Here is a 13,542-nt window from a genome sequence, read left to right on the forward strand (position 1 = left end):
ATTAATCTGCGTTTCAAATCGTTCTGGAGAACTGCCATGTTGAACAAATTCATCGTCATCGCTGCGCTGTTGCTGCCTGCGTGCTTCGCCCATGCCCACGAATACAAGGCCGGCGAGCTTGAAATTGCCCACCCGTGGTCACAGGAATTACCGCCCAATGCACCCACGGTTGCCGCGTATTTCGTGATTCACAACAACGGTAAAACCGCCGACCGTTTGCTCAGTGTCGACTCGCCCATCGCCCCCGAAGCACAACTGCATGAGCATGTGATGCAGGGCGATCTGATGAAGATGCAGCAGGTGCCGAGTGTTGATATTCCTGCGGGCGGCAACGTGACCTTCGCGCCAATGGCCTATCACGTCATGCTACTCAACCCGACGGACCGCAGCCTGCTCAGCGACGGCAAACGCTTCCCGTTGACCATGCACTTCGAGAAAGCCGGGGACGTCACCGTCGAAGTCGCCGTGCAGAAGAAACCGCCGGAAACTACAAAGGCCCACGCGCACGCTCAGTAATCAGCCCGGCTGATCCTGCCCATGCGCCCGCCTCGCGCCAGGTCCATCGACAACCGCCGTCAGCACGGCAGTTGGATCGCCCTGTTCGCCATGTTGATGATCTTCATCGGCCCACTGATTTCTCAGTCGATGCCGATGAATCAACACGCCTCGACATCCACGCCAATGAGCATGGACATGTCGATGGACATGCCCGGCATGGATCACGCCGGGCATGGCGCAAAACCCTCCGCCGAACATTGCCCGCCACAATCCTCGCAGCATGTGCTGTGGGAAAAATGCGGCTATTGCAGCCTGCTGTTCAATTGCCCGGCACTGACCGGCGGCGGCGATTTCGTTGCCTTCAATATCCTGCCGCTGAACACCTTCACTTCACCCTCGCCACGCCTGGGTCATGCCCGGCCAACCTTCTTTCCCGGCGCCCGCCCCCGCGCCCCGCCCGTCACAGCGTAAACACGCACCTTTGATTGCACACGGTTGAGAAGACAGCCTCAGGCTGCCGGCCGTGTCGTTTACGACTGTTTGATGGAAATTGTCATGTCCAGGTTTTCTGCTGTTCCCCGCTCGGGCTCTGCCCAGGCGTCCTTCGCTTTGAACGAATCGCGCATTCGTTTCAGGCACGCTATCGCCGTCCTTTGCGGCATCCTGCTGTCCCCGCTGGTGCTGGCCGATGATCACGCCGATCACCGTGAAGAACTGAGCCCGACGGTGATTACCGCCATCGCCCCAAGCTCACCGCTGACCATCGTCACCAACCCCAAAGACCCGCGCCAGCCAGTGCCGGCCAGCGATGGCGGCGACTATCTGAAGACCATTCCCGGCTTTGCACTGGTGCGCAACGGTGGCACCAACGGTGATCCGGTACTGCGTGGGATGTTCGGGTCGCGCCTGAATATTCTTACCAACGGCAGCATGATGCTCGGCGCCTGCCCAGGCCGGATGGACGCGCCGACCTCGTACATCTCGCCGGAAACCTACGACAAACTCACGGTGATCAAAGGCCCGCAAACCGTGCTCTACGGCCCGGGCGCCTCGGCCGGCACCGTGCTGTTCGACCGTGAACCGGAAAGCTTCGGCGAACTCGGCACGCGGGTGAACGCCAGCATTCTGGCCGGCTCCCACGGGCGCTTCGACAAAGTCGTCGACGCCGCTGCCGGCGGGCCGCTGGGCTACGTTCGGGTGATCGGCAACACCGCGCACTCCGACGACTACCGCGACGGCAACAACGACATCGTCGCCTCGCGCTACGACAAGTGGAATGGCGATGTCGCCGTGGGCTGGACGCCGGACGCCGACACCCTGATCGAGCTCACCGCCGGCAAGGGTGATGGTGAAGCCCGCTACGCCGGACGCGGCATGGACGGCTCACAGTTCCTGCGTGAAAGCCTCGGCCTGCGTATCGAAAAATCCAACATCACCGACGTGCTGGAAAAGCTGGAAGCGCAGGTCTATTACAACTACGCCGACCATGTGATGGATAACTACAGCCTGCGCACCCCGTCCGGCACCGGCATGATGGCGGGGCCAATGGCATCCAATGTCGACCGCCGCACCCTGGGCGCACGGGTCAAGGCAACGTGGCGCTGGGCTGACATTCAGCTGATCACCGGCCTCGACGCGCAGACCAACGAACACCGCCAGCGCAGCGGCATGGGCATCGATACCTACAAGGATCAGCCCTACACCAAAGACGCCGACTTCCATAACTACGGCGTGTTCAGCGAAATGACCTGGTACGCCGCCGACCGTGATCGGCTGATCACCGGCGCCCGCGTTGACCGTGCATCGGCCAAGGATTACCGCCAGACCAGCGGTTCGGGAATGATGGCCCGGCCCAATCCGACCGCCGATGACACCCGCGCCGACACCTTGCCGAGCGGCTTCGTGCGCTACGAGCATGATCTGGCCGACAGCCCGACCACGCTCTACGCCGGGATTGGCCACGCGCAGCGCTTCCCGGATTACTGGGAGCTGTTTTCGCCGAAATCCGGACCTGCCGGCTCGGTCAATGCGTTCGACTCGATCAAACCGGAAAAGACCACCCAGCTGGATTTCGGCGTGAACTACAAGAGTGCCGATCTTGAGGCCTGGGCCTCTGGGTACATCGGCGTGGTGCGCGACTACATCCTCTTCGACTACACCCCGGGAATGATGGGCATGAGCACTTCCCGCGCCGAGAACATCGACGCGCGGATCATGGGCGGTGAACTCGGCGCCGCGTACAACCTCACCGACCACTGGAAGGCCGATGCGACCCTGGCTTACGCCTGGGGCAAGAACAGCAGCGACGGTTCGGCCCTGCCACAAATGCCGCCGCTGGACGCACGTTTGGGCCTGACCTATAGCGAAAACAACTGGAGCGCCGGCGCACTGTGGAGGGTGGTTGCTGCGCAAAACCGTATCGATCAGAACAAGGGCAACGTGGTCGGCAAGGATTACGACAAGAGTTCGGGCTTCGGCGTGTTCTCGCTCAACGGTGCCTACCGGATCAACAAAAACTGGAAGGTCAGCAGCGGCGTCGACAACCTGTTCGGCAAAGCTTACGCCGAACACCTGAACCTGGCGGGCAACGCCGGTTTCGGCTACCCGGCCAACGACCCGCAAGCCATCAATGAGCCGGGGCGCACGCTCTGGACCAAGGTGGACATGAGTTTCTAACAAAAAAATCAAAAGATCGCAGCATTCGCCAGCTCCTACAGGTTGAACGCTGTCCCCATGTAGGAGCTGGCGCAGCCTGCGATCTTTTGATCTTGAAAAATGATTCGCCAAGCGGAGCAAACGTGATGCAAAAGCCCAAACCGAATTTCTACAACCTGGCCTGGCGTTGGCATTTTTATGCCGGATTGTTCGTCGCGCCATTCATGGTGATGCTGGCCCTGACCGGCATCATTTACCTGTTCAAACCGCAACTCGATTCGCTGATGTACAGCAGCCTGCTCAACGTCCCGGCCGGTCATCACACCGTGCCCGCCGATGACCTGCTGCAGCGGGTCAAAAGTGCTTATCCCCAAGGCCAGATCACCCAGTACCTGCCACCGGTCAACCCCGAGCGCAGCGCGCAATTTGTCGTGACCAATGCCGGGCAGGAGCTGAACGTATTCGTCGATCCGTACCACGGCGACATCCTCGGCGAACAGGATGCCACGCAGAATCTGCAAGCCATCGCCCGCGCCATCCACGGCGAGTTGATGATTGGCACCGTCGGTGACCGACTGATCGAGATGGCCGCCGGTTGGGGCGTGGTGCTGGTGGTGTCGGGGCTTTTCCTGTGGTGGCCGCGCGGTCAGGCGGCGGGGATTCTGTGGCCACGCCTGAACAGTCGCGGCCGCGTGTTGTGGCGTGATCTGCATGCGGTCACCGGTTTCTGGGGCGCGACACTGCTGCTGGTGATGCTGCTCAGCGGCATGACCTGGACCGGCTTCTGGGGCAAGCAATACGCGCAGGTGTGGAACGTGTTCCCGGCGGCGATGTGGGAAAACGTGCCGACCTCCGACGTCGAGGCCCGCAGCCTCAACAGCGCCACGCGCCAGACCGTGCCATGGGCGATGGAAAACACGCCGATGCCAATGTCCGGCGACCACGCCGAACACATGGCCCACGGCGCTGCCCCGGCCGGCCCGGCCGCGCCGAGCATCAGCCTGCAAGATGTGCAGAACATCGCCTCTGAACGCAAAGTCGAACCGGGCTACAGCATCACCCTGCCCACCACCGCTACCGGTGTGTTCACCATCGCCGTGTTTGCCGACGACCCACGCAACGACGCCACGCTGCATGTCGATCAGTACACCGGCAAGGTGCTCGCCGACGTGCGTTTCGAGCACTACGGCACGGTCGCGCGAGCCACGGAAATCGGCGTGATGCTGCACGAAGGCAAGATGTTCGGCACCTTCAACCAGATCGTCGTGTTGCTGATCTGCCTGATGATTCTGCTCAGCGCCGTCAGCGGCGTGGTGATCTGGTGGAAGCGTCGCCCACAGGGCAAGTTCGGCGTGCCACCGCTGCGTCATGACCTGCCGAAATGGAAAACCGGCGTGGTGATCATGCTTGCGCTGGCGGTGATCTTTCCGCTGGTGGGGGCTTCGCTGGTGGTGGTGTGGTTGCTGGATCGACTGCTGCTGTCGCGCCTGAGCAGGCAAACCGAGTCCGCCTCGACTTCATCCTGAACCACCCCATGTAGAAGCTGCCGCAGGCTGCGATCTTTTGATCTTGATCTTGAAAAACAACATCAAAAGATCGCAGCCTGCGGCAGCGCCTACACGGATTGTTCGCGCCCCATTCTGGCGCGACCGCCTGCACCAACGCCTCATGTGCGTCCCTTCATGGTGCAGAGCTCAGCAGCGCAAGCGCTCTAACACGACATTTTCCTGCCCAAACCCGACCGGGCACAGCCCTTGCAAAACACCCTTCAGTCGTCCGCATCTGCCAACCATAAAAAACTTTAACGTTCATGGAGATCGCACAATGAAGCGTCGCAGTTTGATCAAGGCTTTCACACTCACGGCATCCATTGCCGCGATGGGCATGACCTGGACTGTCCAGGCAGCCGAGACCATCAAGGTCGGGATTCTGCATTCGTTGTCCGGGACCATGGCGATCTCCGAAACGTCGCTCAAAGACATGGCGCTGATGACCATCGACGAGATCAACGCCAAGGGCGGCGTGAACGGCAAGATGCTCGAACCGGTGGTGGTCGACCCGGCCTCGAACTGGCCGCTGTTTGCGGAAAAGGGCCGACAGTTGCTGACCCAGGACAAGGTTGCGGTGGTGTTCGGCTGCTGGACCTCGGTGTCGCGTAAATCGGTGCTGCCGGTGTTCGAAGAACTCAACGGTCTGCTGTTCTACCCGGTGCAATACGAAGGCGAAGAGATGTCGCCGAACGTGTTCTACACCGGCGCCGCGCCGAACCAGCAGGCCATCCCCGCTGTTGAATATCTGATGAGCGAAGAAGGTGGCAGCGCCAAGCGCTACTTCCTGCTCGGCACCGATTACGTCTACCCGCGCACCACCAACAAGATCCTGCGTTCGTTCCTGCACTCCAAAGGCGTCGCCGACAAGGACATCGAAGAGGTCTACACCCCGTTCGGTCACAGCGACTATCAAACCATTGTTGCCAACATCAAGAAGTTCTCGGCTGGCGGCAAGACTGCGGTGATCTCGACCGTCAACGGCGACTCCAACGTGCCGTTCTATAAAGAACTGGCCAACCAGGGCCTGAAAGCTACCGATGTACCGGTGGTGGCGTTCTCGGTAGGCGAAGAAGAATTGCGCGGTATCGACACCAAACCGCTGGTGGGCAACCTCGCCGCGTGGAACTACTTCGAGTCGGTGGAGAACCCGGCGAACAAGAAATTCGTCGCCGACTGGAAAGCCTACGCGAAGAAACACAACCTGCCGGGTGCTGACAAAGCGGTGACCAACGACCCGATGGAAGCCACTTACGTCGGCATCCACATGTGGGCGCAGGCCGCAGAGAAAGCCAAATCCACCGACGTCGACAAAGTCCGCGAAGCCCTCGCCGGCCAGACTTTTGCCGCACCGTCGGGCTACACCCTGACCATGGACAAGACCAATCACCACCTGCACAAACCGGTGATGATCGGCGAGATTCAGGCCGACGGTCAGTTCAACGTCGTGTGGCAGACCGAGGGACCGATTCGGGCGCAACCGTGGAGTCCGTTTATCGATGGCAACGACAAGAAGCCGGATTATGCGGTGAAGAGCAACTGAGTCACTGGATGTCGGTCTTGCGCCTGACGCAAGGCTGACGCAATTCCCTGTGGGAGCGAGCCTGCTCGCGAAGACGTCGGCACATCCAACATTGATGTGACTGACAGAACGCTTTCGCGAGCAGGCTCGCTCCCACAATGTCCGCGTCAAGGCGACTGACTATGCCCACTGCCCTCTACCGATTCATCTGTGCCATCGCACTGTTGTTACCGATGCTGGCCCACGCCGGCGACGCCGAAGACTTCGTCGCCGCCAATCCCATGCAACAAGCCAAACTGCTCGAAACCTGGGCCGCGCAGCCCGACCCGGCCCGTATCGAACTGATCAACGCGCTGCAACGAGGCGAGTTGACCGTCGACGGCCAACCGAAAACCCTGCGCCTGAACAATCGCCTGCGGGGTCTGATCGACACCGCTCTAGCCAGCCACCAATTGCTCGCCGCCGACGCCAAAATCCGTCTGAGCGCCGCGCAGCAATTGCAGAAAAGCGCCAAACCGGCGCAGCTGAAATTCCTCGACCAGCAACTGGCTGGCGAAAAAGATGAAAGTGTCCACGCGGCCCTGAGCCTGGCGCTGGCCAATCTGCAACTGGTCGACAGTGATCCGGCAGTGCGACTCGCCGCAGTGCGTCTGCTCGGTGAAACCGGCGACCCACTGGCGCGTACTCGCCTCGAAGGTTTACTCGAACCCGGCGTCGAAACCGATGCCGGCGTGCGCACCGCCGCGGAAACCAGCCTCGCCCAGGTCAAACGCAAATTGCTGATCGGCGAAGTGCTCGGGCAGGCGTTCAGCGGCATGTCGCTGGGTTCGATTCTGCTGCTTGCGGCACTGGGTCTGGCGATCACGTTCGGCCTGCTCGGCGTGATCAACATGGCCCACGGCGAGATGCTGATGCTCGGCGCCTACTCGACGTATGTGGTGCAGTTGATGTTCCAGCGCTATGCCCCGCAGGCCATCGAGTTCTATCCGCTGATCGCACTGCCGGTGGCATTTTTCGTCACCGCCGCCATTGGCATGGCGCTGGAGCGCACGGTGATTCGTCACCTCTACGGCCGACCGCTGGAAACCCTGCTCGCCACCTGGGGCATCAGCCTGATGCTGATTCAGTTGGTGCGTTTGCTGTTCGGTGCGCAGAACGTCGAAGTGGCCAACCCCGAGTGGCTGTCCGGCGGGATTCAGGTGCTGCCCAATCTGGTGCTGCCGTACAACCGCATCGTCATCATCGCTTTCGCGTTGTTTGTGGTTGTCCTCACCTGGCTGCTGCTGAACAAGACACGCCTGGGCCTCAACGTCCGCGCGGTCACGCAGAACCGCAACATGGCCGCCTGCTGCGGCGTGCCCACCGGTCGCGTCGACATGCTCGCCTTCGGCCTCGGTTCCGGCATCGCCGGACTCGGCGGCGTGGCGCTGAGCCAGATCGGCAACGTCGGCCCGGATCTGGGCCAGAGCTACATCATCGACTCGTTCCTGGTGGTGGTGCTCGGCGGTGTTGGCCAGTTGGCCGGTAGCGTACTCGCGGCATTCGGCCTGGGCATCGCCAACAAGATTCTTGAACCGCAGATCGGAGCGGTGCTCGGCAAGATCCTGATCCTCGCGTTGATCATTCTGTTCATCCAGAAACGTCCGCAAGGCCTCTTCGCATTGAAAGGACGGGTGATCGACTGATGAACCAGCCCCTGCTCGTTACGGCCACGCAAAAGGCCGGCCCGAAAATCACACTGGCGGTGGGTGGTGTGATCCTCGCACTGCTGATCGCCCTGCCGCTGCTGTCACTGTTATCGCCGGACAATGCGCTGCATGTCTCGGCGTACACCCTGACGCTGGTCGGCAAAATCCTCTGCTACGCCATCGTCGCTCTGGCGCTGGATCTGGTCTGGGGGTACGCCGGTTTGCTGTCGCTGGGCCACGGTCTGTTCTTCGCCCTCGGCGGTTATGCGATGGGCATGTACCTGATGCGTCAGGCTGCCGGCGATGGCCTGCCGGCGTTCATGACCTTCCTGTCGTGGAGCGAATTGCCGTGGTACTGGACCGGCACCAGCAGCTTCCTCTGGGCCATGTGTCTGGTGGTGCTGGCGCCGGGATTGCTGGCGCTGGTGTTCGGCTTTTTTGCCTTCCGCTCGCGAATCAAAGGCGTGTATTTCTCGATCATGACCCAGGCCCTGACCTTCGCCGGCATGCTCCTGTTTTTCCGCAACGAGACCGGTTTTGGCGGCAACAACGGCTTCACCAATTTCCGCACGATCCTGGGTTTCGGCATCACTGAACCGGGCACTCGCGCGGTGCTGTTTCTGGCGACGGTTTTGTTGCTGGTGGCGAGTCTGTTTATCGGCTGGCGTCTGGCGCGCAGCAAGTTCGGTCGGGTGCTCACCGCGCTGCGTGATGCGGAAAACCGTCTGATGTTCTGCGGCTATGACCCCCGCGGTTTCAAGCTGTTTGTCTGGGTGTTGAGCGCGGTGCTGTGTGGCTTGGCCGGTGCGCTGTACGTGCCGCAAGTCGGGATCATCAACCCGAGCGAAATGTCGCCGACCAACTCGATTGAAGCGGCAGTGTGGGTCGCCCTCGGTGGACGCGGCACCTTGATCGGCCCGTTGCTGGGCGCTGGCGTGGTCAATGGCATGAAGAGCTGGTTCACCGTGGTGTTCCCTGAATACTGGCTGTTCTTCCTCGGTGCGCTGTTCATCATCGTGACCCTGTACTTGCCCAAAGGCGTGATCGGTCTGCTGAAAAAACGAGGTGAATCATGAGAGTCACAGCCAGCGCAGAATTCATGCTTGAACCCGCCTTCTTTCCCGTCGAGCCGAACAAGGATGCCGGCACCAGCCGCGATTCCATCGGCCTCGGCCAACGCGTCGGCCCGGGCCTCGATACCCGCCATGGGACGATCCTGACCCTTGAAGACATCAGCGTCAGCTTCGATGGCTTTCGCGCACTGAACAATCTCAACCTGTACATCGGCGTCGGCGAATTGCGCTGCATCATCGGCCCCAACGGCGCAGGCAAAACCACGTTGATGGACGTGATCACCGGCAAGACCCGTCCCAGCCACGGCAAAGCCTGGTTCGGCGAAACCCTGGACCTGACACAGATGAGCGAAGTGCAGATCGCTCAGGCCGGCATCGGTCGCAAGTTTCAGAAACCCACGGTGTTCGAAGCGCTGAGTGTGTTTGAAAACCTTGAACTGGCGCAGAAAACCGACAAATCGGTGTGGGCCAGTTTGCGTGCGCGCTTGAGCGGCGAACAACGTGATCGCATCAGCGAAGTGCTGGACACCATTCGCCTGACCACCTCGGTCAATCGTCAGGCCGGGTTGTTGTCCCACGGGCAGAAACAGTTTCTGGAAATCGGCATGTTGCTGATGCAGGACCCGCAACTGCTGCTGCTCGATGAACCGGTGGCGGGCATGACCGATGCCGAAACCGAGTTCACGGCAGAACTGTTCAAGCGCCTGGCCGGCAAGCACTCGCTGATGGTGGTGGAGCATGACATGGGGTTTGTCGGCTCGATTGCCGACCACGTGACGGTGTTGCACCAGGGCAGCGTGTTGGCGGAGGGATCGCTTGAGCAGGTGCAGGAAAACGAGCGGGTGATCGAGGTTTACCTCGGCCGCTGAACTGCAAACACTCATCAAAAACTGTGGGAGCTGGCTTGCCAGCGATGAGGCCGGCACATCCAGCATCGATGTCGACTGAACCACCGAAATCGCTGGCAAGCCAGCTCCCACAGGGTTCTGTGTAGAACAGAAGGAATTTGGACATGCTGCAAGTCGAAAAGCTGCACCAGTATTACGGTGGTAGTCACATCCTGCGTGGCCTGAGCTTTGACGTGAAGGTCGGCGAAGTTACCTGCCTGCTCGGGCGCAACGGCGTGGGCAAGACCACGCTGCTCAAATGCCTGATGGGCCTGCTGCCGGCGAAAGAAGGCGCGGTAAATTGGGAAGGCAAACCCATCACCACGTTCAAACCGCACCAACGGGTCCACGCCGGAATTGCCTATGTGCCCCAGGGTCGCGAGATTTTCGGCCGGCTGACGGTGGAGGAAAATCTGCTGATGGGCCTCTCGCGGTTTCCCGGCAGCGAAGCCAGGGAAGTCCCTGCGTTCATCTACGAATTGTTCCCGGTGCTGCTGCAGATGAAACAGCGTCGCGGCGGCGACTTGTCCGGCGGTCAGCAACAGCAGCTTGCCATCGGCAGAGCACTGGCCAGCCGTCCGCGCCTGCTGATCCTCGACGAGCCCACCGAAGGCATTCAGCCGTCGGTGATCAAGGAGATCGGTGCGGTGATCAAGAAGCTGGCGGCGCGTGGCGACATGGCGATTCTGCTGGTGGAGCAGTTCTACGATTTCGCCGCGGAGCTGGCCGATCAGTACCTGGTGATGTCCCGGGGCGAGATCGTGCAACAGGGTCGCGGCGAAAATATGGAGGCCGAAGGTGTGCGCGGGCTAGTCACGATTTAACGATACGATCTAACCTGTAGCTTCCTAACGATAATTACAAACCATGAATTTACCCATTTCCACTGCCCTGTTTACCCCGAGCTGGCACGCTGAGCTGGAGCTGGCCTATGCGCGCTTCGGCGATTGCACGCGCCCGGTCATGCGCCGTCACCTCGGCCCGCTGCGGGTGCAAAAGCATCTGTACGCCGAAGGTCCTGAAGTGTGCCAACACATCATCGTCCACCCGCCCGGCGGGATCGCCGGCGGCGATCGGCTGAACATCAGCGCCCGCGTCGAACAACACGCCTGGGCGCAGATCACCAGCCCCGGCGCGGCCAAGTGGTACCGCGCGGCAGGTCCTGCGTATCAGCAGCTGGATCTGAAGGTTGCTGTCGGGGCGACGCTGGAATGGTTGCCGCAAGAGACCATCGTCTACAGCGCCGCGCAGGCTGAACTGACGACGTCGATTGATCTTGAAGGCGATGCGCGGTTGTTCTACTGGGACGTGGTCGCGCTGGGTCGTCCGGCCAGTGGCGAGCGCTTTGATCTGGGCCATTTTCAGAGTCATCTGGATATTCGTCGTGATGGTCGATTGCTCTGGCATGAACGTCAGCGCATTGTCGGCGGTGACGGTTTGCTCGATTCGCCGATCGGGCTGGACGGGCATCCGGTGTTTGCGACGTTGCTGGTTACCGGCGAAATTGATGCTGAACTGCTGGAGCGCTGCCGCTCGCTGGGCCATGAGGTGCGCGGTGACCTGACCCAACTGCCGGGGCTGGTGGTTGCCCGTTGTCTGGCCAGTGAAGCGTTGTTGGCGCGGGCTTGGTTGATTGATTTATGGCGGTTGCTCAGACCCGCCCTGCTGGGTCGCGACGCCCAGCCCCCACGAATCTGGAACACCTGAAATGCATTGCGCATTTGAACCCTGAAATGCAATCCCCCTGTAGGAGCTGTCGAGTGAAACGAGGCTGCGATCCTTTGATCTTGCACTTAAAAACAAAGTCAAAAGATCGCAGCCTTCGGCAGCTCCTACAGTGCGCACGACTTAATATCTTTAACTGCCGAGATTGATTCCAAATGGACCTGACCCCACGCGAAAAAGACAAGCTGCTGATCTTCACCGCCGGCCTCGTCGCCGAGCGGCGTTTGGCTCGCGGCGTGAAGCTCAACTACCCGGAAGCCATGGCCTACATCTCCGCAGCCCTGCTCGAAGGCGCCCGTGACGGCCGCACCGTGGCCGAGCTGATGCACTTCGGCACCACCCTGCTCAGCCGCGATCAAGTGATGGAAGGCATCCCGGAAATGATCCCGGAGATTCAGGTTGAGGCAACGTTCCCCGACGGCACCAAACTGGTCACCGTCCACCAACCGATTGTCTGAGGCCGCGCCATGACTTACGCCATTCGCGATGCCCTCCACGCCGACCTGCCGGCGATCCGCGATATCTACAACGATGCCGTGCTCAACACCACGGCGATCTGGAACGAATCGGCCGTCGACCTCGGCAACCGGCAGGCGTGGTTCGCCGCACGCCAGGCTCAGGCTTACCCGATCCTGGTGATCGTCGACAGCGACAACACGGTGCTCGGCTACGCTTCGTTCGGTGACTGGCGGCCCTTCGACGGCTTCCGCCACACCGTCGAGCATTCGGTTTACGTGCGCAGCGACCAACGCGGCAACGGCCTCGGTCCGCAACTGATGACGGAACTGATCGAACGCGCAAAAACCTGCGGCAAACACGTCATGGTCGCCGCCATCGAAAGCGGCAACGCCGCCTCCATTCGATTGCACGAGCGCGCCGGTTTCATCGTCACCGGGCAGATGCCGCAAGTCGGTACCAAGTTCGGCCGCTGGCTGGACCTGACCTTCATGCAACTGACCCTCAACCCTGGCGCGGAGCCGCCCGACACCAACAAGGAGTGACACCGATGAACGCCGCCCAACTGCGCCGCGTCAACGCTGAAAGTTTTGCGCATTATCGTCAGGGACTGATCGATCTGCTGCTTGATGCCGTGGGGTATGGCGCCAGTGTCGGCTTCATGGCCGACCTCGATGCCGCGCAGGCCCGAGCCTATTTCGATGAGGTGCAAGACAACGTCAACAAGGGCAGCGTGTTGCTTTGGGTGGTGGTCAACGACGAGCAAGTGCTGGCCAGTGTGCAGTTGGGCCTGTGCCAAAAGGCCAATGGCCTGAACCGCGCCGAAGTGCAGAAATTGTTGGTGCGCGAACACGCCCGTCGTCGCGGCCTCGGTCAGCAATTGATGAGTGCGCTGGAGCTCGAAGCGTCCAAGCATAAGCGCGGCATGCTCTACCTCGATACAGAAGCGGGTTCGCCGGCTGAAGATTTCTATAAAGCCCTGGGTTACACCCGCGCCGGGGCCATCCCCGACTACGCCTGCGACCCGCACGGCACGTATCGACCGACCGCCCTCTATTACAAAATTCTGCAAGGAGCCCAGTGATGATTCCTGGCGAATACCAGATCCAGCCCGGCGACATTGAACTCAACGTCGGCCGCCGCACCCTCAGCCTGAAAGTCGCCAACAGCGGCGATCGGCCGATCCAGGTCGGCTCGCACTATCACTTTTTCGAAACCAACGACGCCCTGACGTTTGATCGCGCGGCCAGCCGTGGCATGCGCCTGAACATCCCGGCGGGCACGGCGGTGCGCTTTGAGCCGGGCCAGAGCCGGGAAGTCGAGCTGGTGGATTACGCCGGGCATCGCCGGGTGTTCGGTTTTGCCGGGCGGATCATGGGTGAACTCTAAAAAGGCAGCTTCAAGCTGCAAGCCGCAAGCTGCAAGCTGCAAGAAAAAGCAGTCTTCTGGCGCTCGCACATTCGCTTTTACTTGAGGCTTGCAGCTTGAAGC

14 protein-coding genes are annotated in these 13,542 nt (G+C 60.9%); all 14 read left to right on the forward strand.

Annotated elements, in window-relative coordinates; genetic code table 11:
• Window positions 1-36: 36 nt before the first annotated feature.
• Window positions 37-516: a copper chaperone PCu(A)C gene (locus tag AB4P92_RS12125; RefSeq protein ID WP_150594088.1), complete on the forward strand. Its 480-nt coding sequence runs from the start codon at window positions 37-39 to the stop codon at window positions 514-516.
• A gap of 21 nt (window positions 517-537) precedes the next feature.
• Window positions 538-969, forward strand: a complete 432-nt coding sequence (locus tag AB4P92_RS12130) for a DUF2946 domain-containing protein (protein ID WP_047299527.1) — start codon at window positions 538-540, stop codon at window positions 967-969.
• Between the two features lie 84 nt (window positions 970-1,053).
• Window positions 1,054-3,174 (forward strand): TonB-dependent copper receptor, encoded by a 2,121-nt coding sequence (locus AB4P92_RS12135; RefSeq protein ID WP_395599432.1) that lies wholly within the window; start codon window positions 1,054-1,056, stop codon window positions 3,172-3,174.
• Window positions 3,175-3,299: 125 nt separating this feature from the next.
• Window positions 3,300-4,679 carry a PepSY-associated TM helix domain-containing protein gene (locus AB4P92_RS12140; protein WP_395599433.1) on the forward strand — a complete coding sequence of 460 codons (1,380 nt, stop codon included), beginning with the start codon at window positions 3,300-3,302 and terminating at the stop codon, window positions 4,677-4,679.
• A 298-nt stretch (window positions 4,680-4,977) separates the two neighbouring features.
• A complete protein-coding gene (urtA, locus tag AB4P92_RS12145; RefSeq protein ID WP_042557449.1) occupies window positions 4,978-6,243 on the forward strand; it encodes an urea ABC transporter substrate-binding protein in 1,266 nt (421 codons plus the stop codon).
• Between the two features lie 161 nt (window positions 6,244-6,404).
• Entirely contained in the window at window positions 6,405-7,907 is a 1,503-nt protein-coding gene (urtB, locus tag AB4P92_RS12150) for an urea ABC transporter permease subunit UrtB (protein ID WP_395599434.1), read from the forward strand.
• Window positions 7,907-8,986: an urea ABC transporter permease subunit UrtC gene (gene urtC, locus AB4P92_RS12155; protein ID WP_395599435.1), complete on the forward strand. Its 1,080-nt coding sequence runs from the start codon at window positions 7,907-7,909 to the stop codon at window positions 8,984-8,986. Before urtB ends, urtC begins: the two co-directional genes overlap by 1 nt.
• On the forward strand, window positions 8,983-9,852 hold the full coding sequence (gene urtD, locus AB4P92_RS12160; RefSeq protein ID WP_042557446.1) for an urea ABC transporter ATP-binding protein UrtD: 870 nt from the start codon (window positions 8,983-8,985) through the stop codon (window positions 9,850-9,852). The genes urtC and urtD overlap by 4 nt, the downstream gene beginning before the upstream one ends.
• A gap of 143 nt (window positions 9,853-9,995) precedes the next feature.
• The gene (urtE, locus tag AB4P92_RS12165; protein WP_042557445.1) at window positions 9,996-10,694 is read left to right on the forward strand and encodes an urea ABC transporter ATP-binding subunit UrtE; all 699 of its coding nucleotides are present in this window, start codon (window positions 9,996-9,998) and stop codon (window positions 10,692-10,694) included.
• Window positions 10,695-10,737: 43 nt separating this feature from the next.
• Entirely contained in the window at window positions 10,738-11,577 is an 840-nt protein-coding gene (locus tag AB4P92_RS12170) for an urease accessory protein UreD (RefSeq protein ID WP_395599436.1), read from the forward strand.
• A 173-nt stretch (window positions 11,578-11,750) separates the two neighbouring features.
• Window positions 11,751-12,053 carry an urease subunit gamma gene (gene ureA / locus AB4P92_RS12175; protein ID WP_042557443.1) on the forward strand — a complete coding sequence of 101 codons (303 nt, stop codon included), beginning with the start codon at window positions 11,751-11,753 and terminating at the stop codon, window positions 12,051-12,053.
• A gap of 9 nt (window positions 12,054-12,062) precedes the next feature.
• The gene (locus tag AB4P92_RS12180) at window positions 12,063-12,596 is read left to right on the forward strand and encodes a GNAT family N-acetyltransferase (protein ID WP_261736324.1); all 534 of its coding nucleotides are present in this window, start codon (window positions 12,063-12,065) and stop codon (window positions 12,594-12,596) included.
• A gap of 5 nt (window positions 12,597-12,601) precedes the next feature.
• Complete coding sequence (locus tag AB4P92_RS12185) at window positions 12,602-13,135, forward strand: GNAT family N-acetyltransferase (RefSeq protein ID WP_042557441.1); 534 nt, start codon at window positions 12,602-12,604, stop codon at window positions 13,133-13,135.
• Window positions 13,135-13,440: an urease subunit beta gene (locus AB4P92_RS12190; protein ID WP_042557440.1), complete on the forward strand. Its 306-nt coding sequence runs from the start codon at window positions 13,135-13,137 to the stop codon at window positions 13,438-13,440. The genes AB4P92_RS12185 and AB4P92_RS12190 overlap by 1 nt, the downstream gene beginning before the upstream one ends.
• Window positions 13,441-13,542 lie beyond the last annotated feature (102 nt).

The sequence above is a fragment of the Pseudomonas sp. A0308 genome (assembly GCF_044218815.1).
Classification (GTDB): Bacteria; Pseudomonadota; Gammaproteobacteria; order Pseudomonadales; family Pseudomonadaceae; genus Aquipseudomonas; species Aquipseudomonas iridis.